Consider the following 20,726-nt stretch of genomic DNA (forward strand, 5'->3'; position numbering starts at 1 on the left):
CTTCCGCTCAGGCGCCGGTGTCGGCGACCAGGCTCGCGGCCGCGATTCCCGCGACGGCTGCCGCCTCGTCATTGTCGGAGGTGTCGCCGGAGATGCCGATCGCGCCGAGAAGCGCGCCCGCTGCGTCGCGGATCAGGACGCCCCCTGGAACCGGCACCAGCGAGCCGCCGACCGCGTGGGTCGCCGCCTCGACGAAATAGGGGCGCTCCATTGCCATCTTGTGCAAGGCCCGCGAGCCGATGCCCATCGCCACTGCGCCATGCGCCTTGCCGAGCGCGATCTCACCGCGCTTGAGGCTGGTGCCATCCTGCGCGGCGAAGAGCTTCTGGGCGCCGCGCGAATCGAGGATCGCGATGGCCAGCGGCTTGAAGCCGGCCGTCCCGGCATGGGCGAGGGCGGTGGACATGATGGTCTTTGCTTGAGCCAGCGTCAGCATCGGGGAAGCTCCTGTTGCAGTTTGGCCGCTTGTGACAGCGCTTGGCTCGCTGGGAAAGCGTTTTCGCGAGGCCGCCAGCTTGGGCGGAGCGGCGAAAAAGCTCCGGCTGCGAGAGCCGCCTTGATCATGTCATCACAGTTGGGCTTCATGGGGCCCCAACGGATGGAGGAAACGCCATGGGTCTGTTCAGTTTCATCAAGGAAGCCGGTTCCAAGATCTTCGGCACGAGTTCGGCCAAGGCCGCGACAGCCGAGGAGTTGCAGAAGGAACTGGCCGGTCACGGCCTGCCCTCCGACGTCGCGATCTCGATCGACGGCGACAAGGTGAAGGTCTCCGGCAAGGCGGTCTCCACGGAGGAGGCCGAGAAGATCATTTTGGCGCTCGGCAACACCATCGGCGTGGCCTCGGTGGAGTCCGATCTCGCGGTGACCAAGGAGGTCGCTGCCGCGGTGTTCTACACCGTGAAGAAAGGCGACACGCTCTGGAAGATCGCCGAAGAGCATTACGGCAAGGGCCAGGGCGCGAAATACACCGAGATCGTCAAGGCCAACACGCCCCCGGTCAAGAACCCCGACCTGATCCAGCCGGGCTGGGTGCTGCGGATTCCGCCCAAGGCTTGAGCGCTCGCGCTGGCACGACATCACGACAAAGGCCGCGTTTCCCTCGGAAGCGCGGCCTTTTTCTGTCCCGGCTTCCGCCCCGCGAGCGAATCCTTGCCGGCGATCAGAGTCCGCCGGCTCTTGACGAAATTGGTTGCCTCGGCAACTATCTGCTTCGATCGCTAAAGATAGGCCGGACGCGGCGTTTGCGTCGGGAATCCATTGCCGGTCATGCTATCGTTCAAGAGCTGTGGAATGGCCGTCCGGATGGGCGCCGTGCCGCGAAAAGCCTGCGCAAACAAGATCGCCTACTCACGATCCCTGGGGAGGGAAGCCATGACATTCGATCGCCGCCGATTCCTGATAGCGGCCGGTTCGGCCGTCGCCATGCCGGCCGTGCTGCGCGCGACCCGCGCGGACGCCCAGGAGGTGACGCTGAGGATGCATCACTTCCTGCCGCCGGTCTCGGTCGCCCATTCCAAGTTCCTGAAGCCCTGGGCCGACACCGTCGCGGCGGAATCGAACGGGCGCATCAAGATCGACATCTTCCCGTCGATGCAGCTTGGCGGCACGCCGCCGCAGCTCTTCGACCAGGCGCGCGACGGCGTCGCCGATCTCGTCTGGACGCTGCCGGGCTATACGCCGGGGCGCTTCACCGGCACCGAGGCGTTCGAACTGCCCTTCACCGCCAACAAGCGGGCGCTGGCGAACTCGCTCGCCCTGACCGAATACGCCCAGCAGAGCCTGCAGGACGAGTACAAGGACGTCCAGCCGATCTGCCTTTGGGCGCATGACCATGGCCTGATCCATGCCAACAGGCAGGTGAAGACGATGGAGGACCTGAAGGGTCTGAAATTGCGCTTCCCGACGCGTCTTGCCGGCGAGGCGCTGCGCGCGCTCGGCGCCAACGCCATCGGCATGCCGGTGCCGCAGGTGCCGGAATCGCTGGCGCAGCGCGTCATTGATGGCTGCGTCGTGCCCTGGGAGGTGGTGCCGTCGATCAAGGTGCAGGAACTGGTCAAGTATCACACCGAGATTCCGGGCTCGCCGACCTTCTATTCGGCGACCTTCGTGCTGGCGATGAACAAGGCGAAGTATGCGGCGCTGCCGGCCGACCTCAAGGCGATCATCGACAAGAACTCGGGTGCGACGGCGGCCGCCATGGCCGGCAAGGTCTGGGACGAGCAGGCGATCGTCGTCTCCGACATGGTCCGCAAGCGCGGCAACACCATCACCGTGATCGAGGAGGCGGAGGCCGCGCGCTGGCGCAAGACGACCGAACCGGTGATCGAGGGCTGGCTCAAGACGGCCAAGGAGAAGGGCCTCGACGGCGAGAAGCTGCTCGCCAATGCCCGCGCGGCGCTGGCCAAGCACGCGACGGCGGCCTGACGGACCTGATGGATAGGCGAGGAGAGGATATCGCGCCGTCCGGTTTCGACCGGGCGGTGCGGGGGACCGCACTGGTCGGGGGCATCCTGCTGATCGCGTTGTCGGCGACCGTCGTGGTCAGCGTGACGCTGCGCAGCGGTCTCGTCGGCGCGGCCGGCGTGCCGGGCGATTTCGAGATCGTGCAGATGGCGACCGCCATCGCCGCCTTCTGCTTCCTGCCCTGGTGCCAGCTCAAGCGCGGCAACATCTTCGTCGATACCTTCACGCTGAAACTGCCCGCCCGCTGGCAGCGCCGCGTCGATGCGGTCTGGGACATCGTCTATGCGCTGGTGATGGCGCTCATCGCCTGGCGGCTGGCGGTCGGTGCGCGCGCGGCCTTTGCGACGGGTGAGAACAGCATGGTTCTGCAGGTGCCGAGCTATCTGCCGATCGCGCTGTGCTCCGCGCTGGCTGCGCTGGTCGCGGCGGCGGCCGTGGTCACTGCCTTGCGGCTGCTGAGGACACCGGCGTGAGCGGCTTTTCGCTCGCCATCACCGGGTTCGGCATCCTGCTGGTGCTGATGGCGCTGCGGCTGCCGATCGGGCTCGCGATGATGCTGGTCGGCGGGCTCGGCTACATTCAGCTCAACGGGCTCGATCCGTTCCTGAACTATATCCGCACCACGCCCTACCAGATCTTCGCGAATTATACGCTCTCGGTGATCCCGCTTTTCGTGCTGATGGGCGCCTTCGCGGAGCGCTCCGGCCTTGCCGGCGACCTGTTCAAGGCGGCGTCGGCCGTCGTCGGGCATCGGCGCGGCGGTCTCGCCATGGCGGTGATCGGAGCCTGCACCGGCTTTGGGGCGATCTGCGGTTCGTCTGTCGCGACAACCGCCACCTTCGCGCGGGCAGCGCTGCCGGAATTGCGGCGGTATCGCTACGATCCCGGCTTCTCCTGCGGCGTCGTCGCGGTCGGCGGGACTTTGGGCATTCTCATCCCGCCCTCGGTCATCCTCGTCGTCTATGCGATCTCGACCGAGCAGAACATCGCCAAGCTGTTCAAAGCGGCGCTGATTCCAGGGCTGATGGCGGCGGCCTTCTACTGCGTCACCATCGCGATCATGACCCGGTGCAATCCGACGCTGGGGCCCGCGCAGCCGCGCATCGCCTGGCGAGACCGGCTGCGGCCGCTGCTCGGCGTGGTGCCGGCGATGGCGGTCGCGCTGATCGTCGTCGGCGGCATCTATGGCGGCGTGTTCACGCCCACGGAGGGCGCCTCGGTCGGCGCCTTCGTCATGCTGCTGATCGGCGTGCTGCGCGGCACGCTCTCGCCGTCGGCCATCGGCGAGGCGATCCTGCAGACGGCCGAGACCTCGGCGATGATCTTCGCCATCCTGCTCGGCGCCGAGATCTTCAACGCCTTCCTCGCTCTCACGCAGGTTCCGACTGCGGCCGCCGAGATGATCGCGGCCTCGGGCTGGGCGCCGTATACAGTGCTGATCGGGCTCCTGCTGTTCTACATCGTGCTCGGCGGCGTGATGGACGAGCTCGCCATGATCCTGCTGACGCTGCCGGTGTTTTTTCCGATCGTGACCGCGCTCGATTTCGGCATGCCGGCCGACGATGTCGCGATCTGGTTCGGCATCCTCGTGCTGATTGTCGTCGGCATCGGCATGACCTGCCCGCCGATCGGGCTCAACGTCTTCGTCGTCGCCTCGCTGGCGCGCGACGTCCCGGTGACGCGGATCTATCGCGGTGTGCTGCCGTTCGTTGCCTCCGACGTCATCCGGCTCGGGATCGTAGTGGCATTTCCCGCCCTCACGCTCTATCTGGTGAAGCTCCTGGAGTGAGAACGCCGGAGCCTTGGCCTGTGACCGTGAACGATCTCGATATCGACGCCATCAAGACTGGGCTGGCGGATGGCAGCATCCTCCTGGTCGATGTCCGCGAACCGCATGAATTCGAGGCCGGGCATATTCCGGGCTCGGTCTCCCGCCCGCTGTCGCGCTTCGACCCCGCGGACCTGCCCAATGAGCCCGGCAAGCGCATCGTGCTGTCCTGCGCCGCAGGCGTGCGCTCGCTGCGGGCGATGGAATTCGCCCAGTCGGCCGGGCTCGACGTCGACAGCCATTATCTCGGCGGCTTCAAGGACTGGGTGATGCGGGGCGAGCCGGTCGAGCACTGAGTATCTGGACCGGGAGCCATCGCGCGCTTCGGGCACTGCAGAACGGGAGCCACAGATGACGTTTCCCACCATCCTGCGCCACGCGCTCTGCGCGGCGACGATTCTCGTCGCGATCCCGGGGAGCGTTCCGGCGCAAACCGCGCCGGCAGCGCCCGCGATTGCCGTCGCAGACGAGGCAGATCTGCAGGCCGCCATCGCCAAGTCCAATGCCTATACCGCGCTGATGAACCGGACCCTGCGGGCGATCCAGTCCTGGGATCGCTATGCGAGCTGGGTGGATATGGCGAAGGGCCCGACCGGCAAGGAGCGCTACATCACCTACGGGCTCTACAGCCTCTACGACGTCGCCGGCGAGATCAGGAAGGCGGAGGAAGCCGCTGCGAGCGCTCCAGCGCTGCCGGGGATCGACGAGACGATCAGGCGCTACATCAAGGCCTATCAGGACCTGGCGCCGCTGATCACGCGGGCGGAGCGCTATTACGAGCGCAAGGACTACCGGGACGACAACGCCGCCGAAGGCCGGACGCTGCACGCGGCGATGGTGCCGGCGGCCAGGACCTTCCTCGCCGAGCGCGCCACGCTCGATGCCCAGATGCGGGTCTACAAGAAGAGCCTCGATACCCGTGAGCTCGCCTCGGTCGAACGGCGGGAGGGGCGCTCGGCGCGCTGGCAGATCCGCAACATCATGATCAATGCGCGGGCCGTGATGGACCTGATGCCGAGCAACGAGAAGCCCATCGTCGACCTCAAGGCCTTCGACGGGGCGGTGGCGGACTACGCCGCGGCGGTCCGCGAGATGGACCGTTTCAAGGAGAGCGATGCCAAGGGCGTTCCGATGATCGAAAGCCAGGCCAGTTCCTGGCTCGGCAAGATCAGGGATTTCCGCGACAAGCTTGCCCGCAGCAAGGGCGATGTGCGCAAGGGCGCAGCCAGCGACGCCAATTGGCTGGTGAGCTCCTACAATACGATGGTCACGCTGTCGGAGAGCGCTGCGCGCATGCCGCGCTAGCCCTGCGCCGCGCGCATCGCCGCACCCCCGCCTGTCGGGGCTGACGCGGCACGCATCCTGCCTCAGTCTTTCATTTGAACGATTTGCTTTCACTCAAGCGATCTCAAGGATATCCGCCGATGCGCCCCATGAAATTCGGATTCGGACAGCCGGTGCGCCGGGTCGAGGACCAGCGCCTGACCACGGGCACGGGCCGCTACACCGATGACACGGCCGTCGAGGGTGCGCTGCACGCCTTCGTGCTGCGTTCGCAATATGCCCATGCGAGCTTCAAGATCCGTGACAAGCAGGCCGCGCTCGGCATGAAGGGCGTCAAGCTGATCCTGACCGGGGAGGATGTCGCCCATCTCGGCGACCTGCCTTGCAAGGGCGTGATCAAGACCGTGTCGGGCGAGGATGTGAAGCCGCTGCCGGTGCCGGTGCTGCCGACCGATACGGTGCGTCATGTCGGCGAGGCCGTCGCCTTCATCGTCGCCGAGACGTTGGCGCAAGCGCGCGACGCCGCCGAGGCGATCGACATCGAATGGACGGCGCTGCCCTCCATTACCGGCATCGAGGCGGCACTCGATCCCAAAGCGCACCAGGTCTGGCCCGACCGGCCGGGCAATGTCGCCTTCGAGGCGGAGCAGGGTGACAAGGCCAAGGCGGATGCCGCCTTCGCCAAGGCGGATCGCACGGTCTCCGTCACCATCGTCAACAACCGGCTTGCTTCAAACTATCTGGAAACGCGGGCCTGCATTGCCGAATACGACAAGGCCGACAAGCGCTGGACCCTGACGCTCGGCAGCCAGGGCAGCCATGGCACGCGCGAGATCCTCGCCCACTACATCCTCAAGGTCGAGGAGTCGCGCATCCGCGTGGTCACGCCCGATGTCGGCGGCGGCTTCGGCACCAAGATCTTCATGTACCGCGAATACCCGCTGACGATGGTCGCGGCCGAGAAGCTGAAGCGCCCGGTGCGTTGGGTGTCGGATCGTACCGAGCATTTCCTGGCCGACACCCATGGCCGCGCCAACCTCGCGACCGCGACGATGGCGCTCGACAAGCGCGGCAGGTTCATCGGGCTGAAGGTCGATCTCGCAGCCGAGATGGGCGCCTATCTCTCGCAATATGGGCCCTTCATCCCCTGGGTCGGCACGACGATGACGCCCGGCTGCTACAACATCCCGGCCGTGCATGTGCGCTTCCGCGGCATCCTGACCAACACCATGGCGGTCGATGCCTATCGCGGCGCCGGGCGGCCGGAGGCTGCCTATCTGATCGAGCGGCTGGTCGATGCGATCGCGCGCGAGACGGGCAAGACGCCCGACGCCGTGCGCGCGCTGAACTTCGTCAAGCCGAGCGAGATGCCGCACGCGACGCAGACCGGCCCGGTCTATGATTCCGGTGAGTTCGAGGGACATATGCGCCGCGCCATGGAGGTCTCCGACTGGCAGGGCTTCAAGGCCCGGCTCAAGGCCGCCAACAAGGCCGGCAAGATTCGCGGCATCGGCATGGCGAGCTATATCGAGGCCTGCGGCGGCGGCGGTCCCGAGAGCTCGACCGTGATCCTCGAAAAGGACGGCATGGTCACCGTGCTGATCGGCACCCAGTCGAACGGGCAGGGCCATGAGACCGCCTATTCGCAGCTCGTCTCGCAGCATCTCGACATCACGATGGACCGCATCCGCGTGATCCAGGGCGATACCGACAAGGTCGAGACCGGCGCCGGCACCGGCGGCTCGCGCTCGATCCCGGTCGGAGGGGCCGCACTCGACAAGGCGACCACGATCCTCTCGGACAATCTGAAGCAGCTCGCTTCCGAAAAGCTGGAGGCCGGTGTCGGCGACCTCGAGATCGTCGATGGCGCGGTCCGCGTCGTCGGTACCGACAAGGCGCTCGACCTTGCAGCCATCGCGGCGCTGCCGGGAGCGACGCCCGCCATGCTCAGGGTCCATCAGAGCTGGGAGCCGCCGGCGGCGACCTTCCCGAACGGGACGCATATCTGCGAGCTCGAGGTCGATCCGCAGACGGGCGCGACCGAGATCGTCAACTATGTCGTGGTCGATGATTTCGGCATGACCCTGAACCCGATCATGCTGCAGGGCCAGGTCCATGGCGGCGCCGGCCAAGGCATCGGCCAGGCGCTGATGGAGGAGATCAGGTTCGACTCGTCGGGGCAGATGCTGACGGCGACCTTCATGGACTACGCGCTGCCGCGCGCCGTCGATATCCCGAACTTCCATTTCGAGACGCGCAACGTCCGCTGCGTCACCAATGCGCTGGGCGTGAAGGGCGCGGGTGAGGCCGGCGCGATCGGCGCCTGTCCGGCGGTGATGAACGCGATGGTCGATGCGCTCGACCGGGCTGCCGGCATCAAGGCGATCGACATGCCGGCGACGCCGCTGAAGGTGTTCAATGCGCTCAAGGAGGCCGGCTACGCCGCCTGACGCGTGAGCGGTCTTGCTGTTTCGCAAAAACCGCTCACGCGAAAGAGACTTGGCGGCTGCGGCTTAATAGGCTGATCTGGAATGGTTCCAAACGGCGCCATTCCGGTGCCGCCAGCCTTCAGGGATAAGCCTCCATGATCCGTACCGCTTTTGTCGCAGCCGTCCTCGGAGTTGGCGTGTTCGGGATTGGCCTGACCGCCGTGGTCGCCCAGTCCGATCCCACCACCGAGCGCCGCAACACGATGAAGGGTGTTGGCGCCGCCACGCGCGACGGCGCGGCGATCGCCAAGGGCGAGGTCCCGTTCGACGCTGCCAAGGCACAGGCCGTCTTCAAGGTCTATGCCGATGCGTCGAAGAAAATGCCCGGCCTGTTCCCGGACAGCGCCAAGACCGGCGGCGACACCACGGCGTCGCCGAAGATCTGGGAGGACCAAGCCGGCTTCAAGGCGGCATTCGCCAAGTTCGAGACGGATGCGGCGGCGGGTGCTGCCGTGGCCGATGTCGGCGGCTTCCGCACGGCTTTCGGCAACGTCACCAAGAACTGCGGCACTTGCCACGAGACCTATCGCATCAAGAAGTGAGGACTGTGGCGCAAGCCGCGCTCAGGCATGATGGCGAGCGGACCCTCCGTCCGCTCGCTTGCGCGTGGGGAGCTTTCCGGCGCGCTTCGCGTTATCGACATATCCTCGCGCGGCGTGTCCGCGCCTGATCGGCGCTTTGGGAGAGAACCGACATGCTGCGTCTGCGCCGTCTGCTGGTCACGCTCGTTTTGCTGGCGGCGGTCGGGTTCGGGGGGTTCTATGTCCTGACCGATCCCCGCATCGTGTCGCCGTCGCCGGAGATCGGCACGCTGCCGGCGCCCGATCTGGACAACGGCAAGCTTTTGTTCGCCGCGGGTGGCTGCGCCTCCTGTCATGCGACGCCGAACCAGGACGACAAGCTACGGCTCGGGGGCGGACTGACCCTCGCATCGACGTTCGGAACCTTCCATGTGCCCAACATCTCGCCGCATACGCGCGACGGCATCGGCAACTGGGGGGTGAAGGACTTCGTCGACGCGATGGCGACGGGCGTCTCGCCAGCCGGGCAGCACTATTACCCGGCCTTCCCCTACACCTCCTACCGGCTGATGCCGCCGAAGGCGCTGGCCGATCTCTTCGCCTATATCCGCACGCTCGCGCCCGTCGAGGGCCGGGCGGCGGGGCATGACCTGCGCTTCCCCTTCAACATCCGCCGCGTCGTCGGCGGCTGGAAACTGCTGTTCTTCGAGGGTGCGGCGTTCAAGCCCGATCCGGCCAGAAGCGAGGCGTGGAATCGCGGCGCCTATCTGGTGAACGGGCCCGGCCATTGCGCCGAATGCCATTCCAGCCGCAATGCGCTCGGCGCCATCATCCAGGCGACACGCTTCGCCGGCGGGCCGAACCCGACCGGCGAGGGCCGTGTGCCTAATATCACCCAGCATCCCGACGCGCTCGGAAAATGGTCGAAGGGGGAGATCGCCGAGCTGCTCAAGACCGGCTTCACGCCGAGCTTCGACAGCGTCGGCGGCGAGATGGCGGCGGTGGTGCGCAACATCGCGCAACTGCCCGATGCCGACCGGCTGGCGATGGCGGAGTATCTGAAGTCACTGCCGGCGGTGCAGGGACCGGTCAGGCCGGGCGGGTGATGTTGCGAAACCGCGAAACTCGGCTCAGGACAACGCGCGTGTCATGACCAGGAACGGCTCGTTCTCGGGAGGCGCTGCTCGGGATCAATCACGGTGACCTTCGGGCCGCCATCCCCGGCGTTCCAATCCCACAGCGCAACGCAAGCCCCGCCCCGCGACATGAAGGAGGGGTAGAGCAGACCGTTCCAGCCCGCTGAAAGAAGCCGCTCAGCCAGCAGATGGGTCGCCGGTTTGACGCCCGCGTCGAGTTCGGCGCGCCATGCGACATGATGGATGTCCATCGTCACGCCTGCCATGTCCAGATTGTCAGGCCGGGTCAGATCGAAGAGGCGGGCCCTCTCCACCTGGAGCTGCGCGATCAAGGCGGGATGCTGCACGAAACCCTGATTGTATTCGGCCCAGGCCGTCGAAAGCTCGCAGGCGGCATAAAGGCATGGCTGCCCGATTGAGTTCCAGCGGCCGCCATAGCGCGCCGCACCCTCGCCAGACAGTGGACGATAGGACCAGCGCGGCACATAAGCCCGCCACAGGATCAGGTCGGATCCCGGGCCGGGTTCAGGAATAGACACCCGCGCGCACCGATTCGAGATAGTCTAGGACCCGGTCGCTTTTTCCGTCCCGCACCAGATCGAGCGCCGTCTTGCCGCCCCAGCCCGGCAAGGGCTGATGCTTGAACCAGATCGCGGCGCGTCCCTCGTCGCCGGCCATCTCGGCGGCCATGGCGATGATGCGCACGAGCGGGCTCAGCGCGCTGTCGACTTTGCGCAAACCGGATTTGGCGGTCAGCGTTGTACGCGCGACGCCGATCATCGCGGCCAGTTCGGTAAGGGGGAGGCCGAGCTTCTCGGAGACGCGCCGCGCCGAGAGATAGGGTTGGCCGCTTTCCCTAAAGGCCGTCGCCGTCAGCTCGAAGGCAGCGGACATGTCGCAAATCCTGCAGTGGTTGATCAATCTGTGATCAATATGCGCCCGAAGCGCATCCGCTTCAAGATCGAGCCGCAGGCGATGACAGATCGCAGATGCAGCAGTGCGGCAGAGCTCAACGGGGAGTTGGACAGCGTGCCGCCTACTCCATCACCGCCGCTTTGAGGATACACACCATCATCGCCGTTCCCGGCTCGCTGCCGACGCAGCGGACAACGTGGCGGCGGTCGCAGCGGTAGCGCAGGGTCTCGCCCGCCTTGGCGCGCTGGATGATGTCGCCGACCTCGACCTCGAACTCGCCCGAGCTGACGGAGAGGGATTCGATCGAGCCGCGCTGGTGGCCTTCGGAATCGAGCTCGCCACCCGGTTCCGACTGGACATCATACCATTGCAGCCATTCGACCGTCTTGATCCAGCCGATGATGGCGAGCTTGAGCTTGCCGTCCTCCGAGACCAGGATCGGCGTGTCGGCGCGGGCCGTCTTCTCGATGAAGGGCTCTTCCTCGCCGCTGGACAGCACGCGCTCGATCGAGATGTCGAGCGCCTGGGAGAGCCGCCAGATCGTCGCCAGGGTCGGATTGGTTTCGTTGCGCTCGATCTGGCTGATGATCGACTTCGCCACGCCGGATTGCTCGGCGAGCTCCGAGAGCGAGAAGTTGTAGGCCTTGCGGAGGCGCTGGATCGTCTTGCCGAGCTGGCCCGAGATGACATGAGCCCCGGATTCGAACTCGCGTCCGCCACGCTCTTTCGTCTCGATACCCATCCTGTCCTAGCCTGACTCGCATGCTGGATCGTTTGCGCAAGCGAACGATCGTTTGTCTGAGCGGACAATGCCCGTTCCGGACGCGGCGGGCAAGCCGCCTCTCGGGAGGGTTTCCCTCTGGACGCAGCTCAGGTCGAGCGGGTCGAACCGATCTCGCGCTGCTCGCGCTTCAGCAGGCCGAGCTGCTGTTCACGCAGGATGACGTAGATGCCAGAGGCGATGACGATCGCGGCGCCGGTCAGGATCGTGCCCGCCGGCCATTCGCCGAACAGGAACCAGCCGATGATGACCGCCCAGATCATCGTCGAATATTCGAACGGCGCGATGAGCGAGGCGTCGCCGAAGCGATAGGCCTGCACGAGCAGGATCTGGCCGAGGCCGCCCAGGATGCCGATCGCCACCATCAGGACGGCATCCGTGAGATCGGGCATGCGCCAGCCGAACGCCAGGGTCGTAAGGCCGAGCGCGCTGGTCAGCAGCATGAAGTAGAAGACGATCGCGCCGGTCTGCTCGGTCTTGGTCAGCAGGCGCACCTCGATCGAGGCGAAGGCCGAGCAGCAGGCGCCGGCCAGGCCAAGCGCAGCGCCCAGCGCCGGGCCGCCCTGCAGCCCCTGCGAGAGCGTGCCGCCGGTCAGATGCGGCGAGAGCATGATCAGGACGCCAACGAAGCCGATCGTCACGGCGCTCCAGCGATAGATCCGGACGCGTTCCTTGAGCACGACGGCGGCCAGCACCACCACCGCGAGGGGGGCGGCATAGCCGAGCGCCACCGCATCCGAGAGCGGCAGGAACTGGAGGGCGGCGAAGCCGCAGAACATGCCGGTCGAGCCGATGACGCCGCGCTTCATATGGCCGCGCAGATTGCTCGTCTTGAGCGCGGCCGGCAGTTCAGAGCGCCAGGCCAGCCAGACCAGCAGGGGAATCAGCGCGAAGAAGGAGCGGAAGAAGACGAGTTCGCCCGTCGGATAGCGCGCGGCGATCGACTTGATGCCGGCCGACATCAGCGTGAAGGCCAATGCCGAGATGAGCTTGAGGCTGATGCCGAGGAGAGGGGACAACGGACCGGCGCAGTGGGAGGGCAAGGCGGCGGCGAACGCCGCGAAGGTGCGCGCCGTTAGAACACGCGCAGCCGGGGCTTCAAAGCGTTAAGCCTGCAACCCCGATAGGCGGCGGGCGGGCAGCCTGCCGCCTATCGGTGCAAATTTCGACGTCGCCCGGACCAACCTCAGCCCTCATCCTGAGGAGCCATTCCGATCGGATTGGCGTCTCGAAGGATGCTCGCCGAGGCTCCGGAGATATCTGGATCATCCTTCGAGACGCCGCTTCGCGGCTCCTCAGGATGAGGGCTGAGGTGCCCATAAACTCTCAGAAGCTGCCCCTGAAGGCTCCGCCGTCGATCAGAAAGTTCTGGCCCGTGATGTAGCCGGCATGGGCGCTGGCGAGGAAAGCGCAGAGCTTGCCGAATTCGTCGGCCTCGCCGAAACGCCCGGCGGGCACGTCCTTCCGGCGCTGCTCGGCGAATTCGTCGACGCTCAGGCCCTTGATCGCGGCCATCTTCGTCAGCCCGCTTTTCAGCCGGTCGGTATCGAAGCTGCCCGGCAGGACGTTGTTGATCGTGACATTGGCATGGGCGACCTCGCGGGCGACGCCAGCGAGGAAGGCGGTGAGCCCGGCCCGTGCCGCCGAGGAGACGTCGAGCCCGGTCAGCGGGGTCAGCACGCTGGCCGAGGTGATGTTGACGATTCGCCCGAAGCGCCTGGCGATCATGCCGTCGACGACACGCTGCACCAGTTCGAGTGGCGTCGCCATGTTCTGGACGACGCCTTCCAGAAGCGCCTCGCGGGACACATCGCGAAACGGTTTCGGCGGGGGGCCGCCATTGTTGTTGATCAGGATGTCGGGATCGGGGGCCGCCGCGAGCAGGGCGTCCTGACCGGCACGGCTCGAAACGTCGGCGACGACGGCGATGACGGTCGCGCCGGTGCTGGCACGAATCTGGCTCGCGGTGGCTTCGAGCGTGGCCGCGTCGCGGCCATTGACGACGATGGTGCAGCCGGCTTCGGCCAGTGCCTGCGCGCAGGCGCGACCGAGACCTTTGCTGGAGGCGCAGACGATGGCCGTGCGGCCGGAAATTCCAAGATCCATCTCATTGCTCCGAAGGCTTCGTACCCTGAACCGCAGACAGACCACGGATCGCTGGTTCCGTCATCAAAGCGCAATGCAAATCAGACACATGCCGGACGCATCGCAACAAGATGGGCCGGGTGGCATGGGCGACGAGGACGACGCGAAGCAGGTTCGCAGCATCTTCATTTCGGATCTGCACCTCGGCACGCGCGGGGCGCAGGCCGATCTGGTCCTGGAATTCCTGCGTGCCTATGACGCGCCGCAGATCTATCTGGTCGGCGACATCATCGATGGCTGGCGGCTGAAGAGCGGCTGGTATTTTCCGCAGTCGCATAACGACGTGATCCAGAAGCTTTTGCGCAAGGTCCGCAAGGGCTCGAAGTTGATCTACGTCACCGGCAACCACGACGATTTCCTGCGGGATTTCACCGGCTTGCAGTTCGGTGGCATCACGCTCGTCGACGAGGTCATCCACGAGACCGCCGACGGCAAGCGCCTGCTGGTCATCCATGGTGACCTGTTCGACCTCGTGGTGCGCAATGCCAAATGGCTCGCCCTGCTGGGCGACTGGGCCTACACGATCGCGCTGGCGTCCAATACGGTGGTCAACAAGATCAGGCGCTGGTTTGCGCTGCCGCACTGGTCGCTCTCGGCCTGGGCCAAGAACAAGGTCAAGAACGCGGTCAATTATATCGGCGAGTTCGAGACCTGCCTGGCCGCCGAAGCGCGCCGGCATCATGCCGACGGCGTCGTCTGCGGCCATATCCACCACGCCGCCTACCGCGAGATCGACGGCCTGACCTACATCAACACCGGCGACTGGGTCGAAAGCTGCACCGCCTTCATCGAGCATCATGACGGGCGCTTCGAGATGATCCGCTGGCCGCAAGGCCGTCTCAGGGGTGAGGCGCCCGTGCCGGTCGTGGTGCCGGCGCGGCCGACACCGGTGCCGGCGCTGGTCGAGGCGGCCTGATGCGCGTCATGATCGCGACGGATGCCTGGCGTCCGCAGATCAATGGCGTCGTCCGCTCGCTGGAGCGGATGGCGGAGGCCGGACCCGATTTCGGGGTGACGCCGAAGATGCTGACGCCCGAGGGCTTCCGCCAGATCGGCTTGCCGAGCTATCCCGATATCCGCATCGCGCTGGCGACGCGGCGGGCGTTGGCGGAGCGGATCGAGGATTTCGCGCCCGATCATATCCACATTGCGACCGAGGGGCCGATCGGCTGGCTGACGCGGGCGGTCTGCATGGCGCAGAAGCGGCCGTTCACGACGAGCTACCACACCCGCTTTCCGCAATATGTCGCGGCGCGCTGGCCGATCCCCGAAAGCTGGAGCTACCGCTTCCTGCGCCGCTTTCATGGCCCGGCCGCGGCCGTCATGGTTTCGACCGCATCCGTGGAAACGGAACTGCGCCAGCACGGTTTCGAGAAGATCGTGCGCTGGGGGCGAGGTGTCGATCTGTCCCTGTTCCATCCGCGCCTGCAGAGCGTGCTCGACCTGCCGCGCCCGATCTTCCTCAGCGTCGGGCGCGTCGCGGTCGAGAAGAACCTGGACGCCTTCCTGTCGCTGCGGCTGCCCGGCAGCAAGGTCGTGGTCGGCGACGGGCCGGCCCGCGCCGACCTGCAGCGTGCCTATCCGGATGCGACCTTCCTGGGCACGCGCGAGGGCGAGGATCTGGCGGCGATCTACGCCTCCTGCGACGTCTTCGTCTTCCCGAGTCTGACCGACACCTTCGGCATCGTCCTGCTGGAGGCAGCGGCCAGCGGGCTGCCAGTCGCCGCCTTTCCGGTGCAGGGGCCGAGCGACGTCTTCGCCGGCAGCGGGGCCGCGGTTCTGAACGAGGATCTGCGCTCGGCGGCGTTGCAGGCGCTGCGCATCCCGACGGAGACCTGTCTCGAACTCGCCGCCAGCCATAGCTGGCAGCGCAGCGCGGCGCAGTTCTACGGCCATATCCGGCAGGTCGTCAGCGAGCATGCTGGCCGGATTCCGCGCAATGGCGCGGCTGTCGCCCCGGCCCCGGGCGTTACAGCCTTCGCGAGCGCGCGTCTCGCGGAAGAGCTGGGGCCGACGCATCTGACGGCTTGAGCTGGGCGCGGAAGTCGTCGCGCCGTTCATGCACGGATGCGATGACAAGGCCCATCGGCACGCCCAGCCCGACAAGCGCGGCCTCCGACAATTGCAGGCTGGCCTCGATCGTCTCCGGCACGGCGTCGTTGACGCCGATTTCGTAGAGATGGCGGGCATGGGCCGCGTCGCGGGCGCGGGCGACGATGACGAGTTCGGGCCGCAATGCGCGCGCCGCCAGCACGGTGGCATCGACGGCGCGCGGCGAGTCGATCGTCACGATCAGCGCGGTGGCTTCGTCGAGCCCGCAGAGCCGCAGGAAGTCCGGCTTGGTGGCGTCACCGTAGAAGGCCGGCCGCCCTGCACGACGCTGGGCCGCGATCAGCGAGGCGTCCGAATCGATCACGATATAGGGCTTGCGGTGCTCCTCGAGCATGCTGCCGACGAGCTGGCCGACGCGGCCGCCACCGACGACGATCGCGCGGGCGGAATGGTCGTCGGGCGGCAGCACCTTGGCCTCGTCGGGCAGCATGACCGGCGCGGCGAGCTTCAGCGACAGCGCGCGGGCGAGGCGTGCCAGCAGCGGCAGCGCGATCATGGTCAGGGAGACGCCGGCCAGCACCAGGCTCGCCGGCTCCTGTCCGAGAAGCTTGGCGGCAACCGCGCCGTTGAGCAGGACGAAGGCGAATTCGCCACCGGGGCCGATCATGATCGCGGCTTCGAGCGCGGTCGCCTTCGACAGCTTGAAGACACGGGCGAGCCCGAAGACCAGCAGCGATTTCGTGGCGAAGAGGCCGACCGCGATTCCCAGGATGGCGAGGGGATGGGCGGCGAGTTCGGCCGGATTCACGCCCATGCCGACGGTGAGGAAGAAGACGCCGATCAGCAGCGACTTGAACGGCTCGATGGTGACCTCGATGGCGCGGCGATACTCCGTCTCCGCCAGCAAGAGCCCGGCGATGAAGGCGCCAAGCCCCATCGACAGCCCGGCGGCGGCGGCGATCATTCCGGTGCCGAGCGCGACCAGCAGCGTGGCTGCCATGAAGCTCTCGGAGGAATCGGTCGAGGCGACGAGGCGGAAGAGCGGGCGCAGGCCCCGCCGCCCGACGAGCACGATCGTCGCGATGGCGGCAAAGGCCTGGAGCAGCGCCTGGGCAAGGCCCGCCAGCAGCGAGCCGCCGCCGTTCTGCGCGCCGAGCACGCTGACGAGGAAGAGCAGCGGGATGACGGCGATGTCCTGGCAGAGCAGCACGGCAAAGCTCGCGCGGCCGGCCGATGAGGTCATGCGCTTCCTGGCCGAGAGCAGTTCGACCACCATCGCGGTCGAGGACAGCGCGAGGCCGAATCCGATGATGAGCGAGGCCGCCGCCGGCTGGCCCAGGGCATAGGCGACCGCGCCGATGGCGCCGGCCGATAGCGCGACCTGTCCGAGCCCCAGCCCGAAGACCAGCCGCCGCATCGTCACCAGGCGCTCGAAGGAGAGCTCCAGCCCGATCACGAAGAGCAGGAAGGCGACGCCCAGTTCGGCGGGACCTGCCAGCGCCTCAGGGCTGGAGACGGTGATCGCGTCGAGGAAGGGGACCGTTGCGGAAAAGCCGCCGAGCCCGAAAGGGCCGAGCAGGGCGCCGCAGGCCATGAAGGCGACGATCGAATTGATCTTCAGGCTCTTGGCGAAAGGCACGATCACGCCGGCCGTCGCGAGCACGACGATGGCGTCCTTGTAGACGGAAGGATCGACGGTTCCGGCCACGGCGGCGCCTTGCGATTCGAGCGATGAGGAAGCCCGCGAACTGTGCGGTCTGGGGCGTGGCAACACAACCGCCGCGACATCATCGTCACTTGGCTGCCGCCGAAATTCGCCTTTCCGCCTTTGGCCTTAGCGCAGGCAGCTTGCGCGGAGCGTGATCGATCGGAGGTTTCCTGTCGCGTGCATCCTGGGCTAGCCTTGTCTGACATCGCTCAGAAGGCTTCCTGCATGCGTTTTTCCGGCACCGAGAACTACGTCGCCACCGAGGATCTGACGGTTGCGGTGAATGCCGCGATCCGGCTGGAGCGGCCGCTGCTGGTCAAGGGCGAACCCGGCACCGGCAAGACCGTGCTGGCCGAGGAAATCGCGGCGGCCCTGGGCGCGCCGCTGATCACCTGGCACATCAAATCGACCACCAAGGCGCAGCAGGGGCTCTACGAATACGACGCGGTCAGCCGCCTGCGTGACAGCCAGCTCGGCGACCCGCGCGTCTCCGAGATCGGCAACTACATCAAGCGCGGCAAGCTCTGGGACGCCTTTGTCTCGGCCGAGCGCCCGGTGCTGCTGATCGACGAGATCGACAAGGCCGATATCGAGTTCCCCAACGACCTGCTGCTCGAACTCGACCGCATGGAGTTCCATGTCTACGAGACCGGCGAGACGATCAGGGCCGCGCGCCGGCCGGTGATGATCATCACCTCCAACAACGAGAAGGAGCTGCCCGACGCCTTCCTGCGGCGCTGCTTCTTCCACTACATCCGCTTTCCCGACACGGAGACGATGCAGCGAATCGTCGAGGTCCATTTCCCGGGCATCAAGAAGCGGCTGATGGAGGAGGCGCTGAAGCTGTTCTTCGAGGTGCGCGAGGTGCCGGGCATCAAGAAGAAGCCCTCGACCTCCGAGCTGCTCGATTGGCTGAAGCTCCTCGTCGCCGAGGATATAGGCCCCGAGGTGCTGCGCGAGCGCGATCCGCGCAAGCTGATCCCGCCGCTGCATGGCGCGCTGCTGAAGAACGAGCAGGACGTCAGCCTGTTCGAGAAGCTGGCCTTCATGGTCAGGCGGGAAGGGCGGTAGACCGCATCACCCTCGCGAGCCCTCATCCTGAGGAGCCGCGCAGCGGCGTCTCGAAGGATGCTCCATGAGGCTCCGGAACCATCTGGAGCATCCTTCGAGACGCGCTCGTGCCGAGCGCTCCTCAGGATGAGGGCTGATGGATCAAAGCCCGCAAACGGGGCCGCTCCGCCGCTGCGCTCTCTTGCCTCTTCCGTCCGGGATTAACTTTCTGTTAAGGGTTTCAGCGTTCCTTCCGGTGACGACGGCCCGCCGCCCGCGGCAGCCCAGATCCCCAATCAGGAGGCTGCCGCATGAAGCGCGCCGTGATCGCTGCCGATGCTGTCCGTTTCTCGGGGATGACCCGCTACAGCCGCAAAGCGATCCCGCTGCTGATTTCACTGGCTGCGCCGGCGCTCGGCGCCTGCAGCATGTCGCCTGTCGAGACCGCTTCGACAACCGCCGCACCAGTCGCCAAATCGCCCCAGGAAGCTCGCAAACGCGCTATCGCCCTGGCCAAAGCCGATCCGCGCGAGAAGGAATGCCTCGTCCGCGCGATGTATTTCGAATCGAATCGGTCGAGCGACACGGGCCTGCTCAGCGTCGGCACGGTCGTGTTGAACCGGGTGGAATCGCCGCGCTATCCCGAGACGATCTGCGGCGTCGTCGGCGCGCCGCGTCAGTTCGCCCCGGGCGTGCTGACGCGCTCCATGGCGGCGCGCGACCTGCCGAGGGTCGAGGCGGCCGCCGAGGCGATCCTGGATGGCAAGCGCGCCGAGGCGGTGGGCAACGCCAAGCACTTTCACATGGCCGGGATGCGCTTCTCCTACGCGAACATGCATTACGTGACGGTGGCGGGCGGCAACGCCTTCTATGTGAAGGGCGAACGGCCCGAGCGTCGCCGTATCGAGGAGCCGAGCTATCAGCTCGCAGCCGTGTCCGAGCCTGCGCCTCTGGCCACGACCGCCTCGTCTGCGGCGCCGACGTCCTTCGCCGCCGCGCCGCTGGCCTTCGCACCGGCCGCGCCCGCAGCCGCTGCCCCCGCAAGTACGGCTTTGGCTGTGCTCATCACGGCACCGCTGCCGCCCGGCCGGCCGCTCGATCTCGATCTGCCCAAGAAGGCCATGCGCGCCTTCGTCGCGCCGTCGAAGAGCGATGCCCGCCTCGCTGCGGTGATGCCTCACGGAAGCAGCCTTCGCGGCGGCCTGCGGCTCGACTGAGCCGCACTCAAGCCTGTCAACCTCGCTTCCGAAGCACCGCTCATCCAGCCGAACCTTCACGGCCATGGAACCGCTCGACCCGGTCAGGGTTGGGTGTCGGCTGCCTCATTCTCGATGGCCGCGCAAAACCGGAGCGGTGGTTCAATGAAATGGCAGGCAGCAGTCGCAATGGGTTTGGTCTGTGCGGGCTGCGCCACGCAGCCTCAGACCTACGCCGAAGGGCTGGGAACGAGCGATCCGAAATGGCAGAGTGCGGCCTGCAAGGCGATGAGGCAGCGGGCCGGGGGCTATGAGCAGGAGGAGAGCGACCGCTTCAAATCGGAGTTCCTGATGCACGCGATCAGCCCATCGGGGACCTTGGCGACCATCAATGTGACGAACCAGCGGAACATCAAGCGCAGGCAGTTCAGCCGGGATCTGCACCTGGCCTGCTCCAGCCGGCCATTGCCGGACGAACTCACCAATATCCCCGTGATCCAGCCGCCGCCGATGGTCGACACCAGCCGGGGCAACTGACATCCGTCGGCACTGGTATCCTCAGGCTTGGCCAAGCTCGTCGACACTCTCGCAAAATACTGCCGGCACCATTAGGTTGCGCGGATGCGACGTCTCATGCTGCTCCGCCACGCGAAATCGAACTGGCCCGAAGGCGTGGCTGACCGGGACCGCCCGCTCGCCGCGCGCGGCCGCGAGGCTGCGCCCGTCATGGGCCGCTATCTCGCCGACGAATTGTTGCTGCCCGATCTCGTGCTGATCTCGCCGGCCAGGCGTACGGCGGAGACCTGGGAGATGGTCCGGGTCATGCTGCCGGAAAAGCCCGGCAGCCATGTCGAGCCGCGCATCTACGAGGCGAAGACCGAGCGCCTGATGCATGTCTTGCGCGAGACCGAGCCGGCGGTGAAGACGCTGCTGATGATCGGCCACAATCCCGGTTTCGAGGAGCTCGCGGCGCTTCTGACCGGCCATGGCGACCGCTACGCCTCGGCGCGCATGACCCAGAAATATCCGACCTGCGGCCTCGCCGTGCTGGATTTCGCGATCGAGGACTGGCGCGATCTTGCTCCGCGCGGCGGCCGCCTGGATCGTTTCGTCACGCCAGCCACGCTTGGCGAAGGGCCCGACGAGTGAGGAAGGCCG

General features: G+C 66.6%; 22 protein-coding genes. 15 read left to right on the forward strand and 7 right to left on the reverse strand.

Annotation, left to right across the window (positions count from 1 at the left end; all coding sequences use genetic code 11):
• Nucleotides 1-7: 7 nt before the first annotated feature.
• Nucleotides 8-436, reverse strand: a complete 429-nt coding sequence (locus AC1DYU_RS00940; RefSeq protein WP_158486530.1) for a heme-binding protein — start codon at nucleotides 434-436, stop codon at nucleotides 8-10.
• Nucleotides 437-612: 176 nt separating this feature from the next.
• Here AC1DYU_RS00940 and lysM point away from each other — a divergent pair, with 176 nt between their 5' ends.
• The 9 genes from lysM to AC1DYU_RS00985 all read left to right on the forward strand — a co-directional run bounded on the left by lysM (nucleotide 613) and on the right by AC1DYU_RS00985 (nucleotide 9,691).
• A complete protein-coding gene (gene lysM / locus AC1DYU_RS00945) occupies nucleotides 613-1,056 on the forward strand; it encodes a peptidoglycan-binding protein LysM (protein WP_158486529.1) in 444 nt (147 codons plus the stop codon).
• A gap of 315 nt (nucleotides 1,057-1,371) precedes the next feature.
• The gene (locus AC1DYU_RS00950; RefSeq protein ID WP_476790027.1) at nucleotides 1,372-2,424 is read left to right on the forward strand and encodes a TRAP transporter substrate-binding protein; all 1,053 of its coding nucleotides are present in this window, start codon (nucleotides 1,372-1,374) and stop codon (nucleotides 2,422-2,424) included.
• 8 nt (nucleotides 2,425-2,432) lie between these two features.
• Nucleotides 2,433-2,936, forward strand: coding sequence for a TRAP transporter small permease (locus tag AC1DYU_RS00955; protein ID WP_476790028.1), 504 nt, complete (start codon nucleotides 2,433-2,435; stop codon nucleotides 2,934-2,936).
• Nucleotides 2,933-4,252 carry a TRAP transporter large permease gene (locus AC1DYU_RS00960; protein WP_476790029.1) on the forward strand — a complete coding sequence of 440 codons (1,320 nt, stop codon included), beginning with the start codon at nucleotides 2,933-2,935 and terminating at the stop codon, nucleotides 4,250-4,252. The genes AC1DYU_RS00955 and AC1DYU_RS00960 overlap by 4 nt, the downstream gene beginning before the upstream one ends.
• 20 nt (nucleotides 4,253-4,272) lie before the next feature.
• Nucleotides 4,273-4,587 (forward strand): rhodanese-like domain-containing protein, encoded by a 315-nt coding sequence (locus AC1DYU_RS00965; protein WP_158486525.1) that lies wholly within the window; start codon nucleotides 4,273-4,275, stop codon nucleotides 4,585-4,587.
• A gap of 55 nt (nucleotides 4,588-4,642) precedes the next feature.
• Entirely contained in the window at nucleotides 4,643-5,596 is a 954-nt protein-coding gene (locus AC1DYU_RS00970) for a DUF3829 domain-containing protein (protein WP_476790030.1), read from the forward strand.
• 119 nt (nucleotides 5,597-5,715) lie between these two features.
• The gene (locus AC1DYU_RS00975; protein ID WP_476790031.1) at nucleotides 5,716-8,025 is read left to right on the forward strand and encodes a xanthine dehydrogenase family protein molybdopterin-binding subunit; all 2,310 of its coding nucleotides are present in this window, start codon (nucleotides 5,716-5,718) and stop codon (nucleotides 8,023-8,025) included.
• A gap of 134 nt (nucleotides 8,026-8,159) precedes the next feature.
• Complete coding sequence (locus AC1DYU_RS00980) at nucleotides 8,160-8,606, forward strand: cytochrome c (RefSeq protein WP_158486522.1); 447 nt, start codon at nucleotides 8,160-8,162, stop codon at nucleotides 8,604-8,606.
• Nucleotides 8,607-8,758: 152 nt separating this feature from the next.
• Nucleotides 8,759-9,691, forward strand: a complete 933-nt coding sequence (locus AC1DYU_RS00985; protein ID WP_476790032.1) for a c-type cytochrome — start codon at nucleotides 8,759-8,761, stop codon at nucleotides 9,689-9,691.
• A gap of 41 nt (nucleotides 9,692-9,732) precedes the next feature.
• Here AC1DYU_RS00985 and AC1DYU_RS00990 read toward each other — a convergent pair whose 3' ends face one another.
• The 5 genes from AC1DYU_RS00990 to AC1DYU_RS01010 form a co-directional block, all read right to left on the reverse strand.
• Nucleotides 9,733-10,254: an RES family NAD+ phosphorylase gene (locus tag AC1DYU_RS00990; protein ID WP_476790693.1), complete on the reverse strand. Its 522-nt coding sequence runs from the start codon at nucleotides 10,252-10,254 to the stop codon at nucleotides 9,733-9,735.
• The gene (locus tag AC1DYU_RS00995; protein WP_476790033.1) at nucleotides 10,247-10,615 is read right to left on the reverse strand and encodes an antitoxin Xre/MbcA/ParS toxin-binding domain-containing protein; all 369 of its coding nucleotides are present in this window, start codon (nucleotides 10,613-10,615) and stop codon (nucleotides 10,247-10,249) included. Before AC1DYU_RS00995 ends, AC1DYU_RS00990 begins: the two co-directional genes overlap by 8 nt.
• 142 nt (nucleotides 10,616-10,757) lie before the next feature.
• Nucleotides 10,758-11,378: an XRE family transcriptional regulator gene (locus AC1DYU_RS01000; RefSeq protein WP_158486518.1), complete on the reverse strand. Its 621-nt coding sequence runs from the start codon at nucleotides 11,376-11,378 to the stop codon at nucleotides 10,758-10,760.
• Nucleotides 11,379-11,506: 128 nt separating this feature from the next.
• Nucleotides 11,507-12,436, reverse strand: a complete 930-nt coding sequence (locus AC1DYU_RS01005) for a DMT family transporter (RefSeq protein WP_476790034.1) — start codon at nucleotides 12,434-12,436, stop codon at nucleotides 11,507-11,509.
• Nucleotides 12,437-12,743: 307 nt separating this feature from the next.
• A complete protein-coding gene (locus AC1DYU_RS01010; RefSeq protein ID WP_476790035.1) occupies nucleotides 12,744-13,523 on the reverse strand; it encodes an SDR family oxidoreductase in 780 nt (259 codons plus the stop codon).
• Nucleotides 13,524-13,647: 124 nt separating this feature from the next.
• Between AC1DYU_RS01010 and AC1DYU_RS01015 the strand changes: the two genes are divergently transcribed.
• Nucleotides 13,648-14,478, forward strand: coding sequence for a UDP-2,3-diacylglucosamine diphosphatase (locus AC1DYU_RS01015; protein ID WP_476790036.1), 831 nt, complete (start codon nucleotides 13,648-13,650; stop codon nucleotides 14,476-14,478).
• On the forward strand, nucleotides 14,478-15,593 hold the full coding sequence (locus AC1DYU_RS01020; RefSeq protein WP_476790037.1) for a glycosyltransferase family 4 protein: 1,116 nt from the start codon (nucleotides 14,478-14,480) through the stop codon (nucleotides 15,591-15,593). The genes AC1DYU_RS01015 and AC1DYU_RS01020 overlap by 1 nt, the downstream gene beginning before the upstream one ends.
• Here AC1DYU_RS01020 and AC1DYU_RS01025 read toward each other — a convergent pair.
• Nucleotides 15,532-17,322: a cation:proton antiporter domain-containing protein gene (locus AC1DYU_RS01025; RefSeq protein ID WP_476790038.1), complete on the reverse strand. Its 1,791-nt coding sequence runs from the start codon at nucleotides 17,320-17,322 to the stop codon at nucleotides 15,532-15,534. The two genes, AC1DYU_RS01020 and AC1DYU_RS01025, sit on opposite strands and share 62 nt — an antisense overlap.
• Before the next feature lie 225 nt (nucleotides 17,323-17,547).
• Between AC1DYU_RS01025 and AC1DYU_RS01030 the strand changes: the two genes are divergently transcribed.
• The 4 genes from AC1DYU_RS01030 (at nucleotide 17,548) to AC1DYU_RS01045 (ending at nucleotide 20,717) form a co-directional block, all read left to right on the forward strand.
• Entirely contained in the window at nucleotides 17,548-18,393 is an 846-nt protein-coding gene (locus AC1DYU_RS01030; protein ID WP_476790039.1) for an AAA family ATPase, read from the forward strand.
• A 290-nt stretch (nucleotides 18,394-18,683) separates the two neighbouring features.
• Nucleotides 18,684-19,589, forward strand: a complete 906-nt coding sequence (locus tag AC1DYU_RS01035; RefSeq protein WP_476790040.1) for a cell wall hydrolase — start codon at nucleotides 18,684-18,686, stop codon at nucleotides 19,587-19,589.
• Between the two features lie 144 nt (nucleotides 19,590-19,733).
• Nucleotides 19,734-20,105, forward strand: coding sequence for a hypothetical protein (locus tag AC1DYU_RS01040; RefSeq protein WP_476790041.1), 372 nt, complete (start codon nucleotides 19,734-19,736; stop codon nucleotides 20,103-20,105).
• A gap of 96 nt (nucleotides 20,106-20,201) precedes the next feature.
• On the forward strand, nucleotides 20,202-20,717 hold the full coding sequence (locus AC1DYU_RS01045; RefSeq protein WP_476790042.1) for a SixA phosphatase family protein: 516 nt from the start codon (nucleotides 20,202-20,204) through the stop codon (nucleotides 20,715-20,717).
• Nucleotides 20,718-20,726: the final 9 nt, after the last annotated feature.

This window comes from Allobosea sp. P2_B12 (assembly GCF_056404835.1).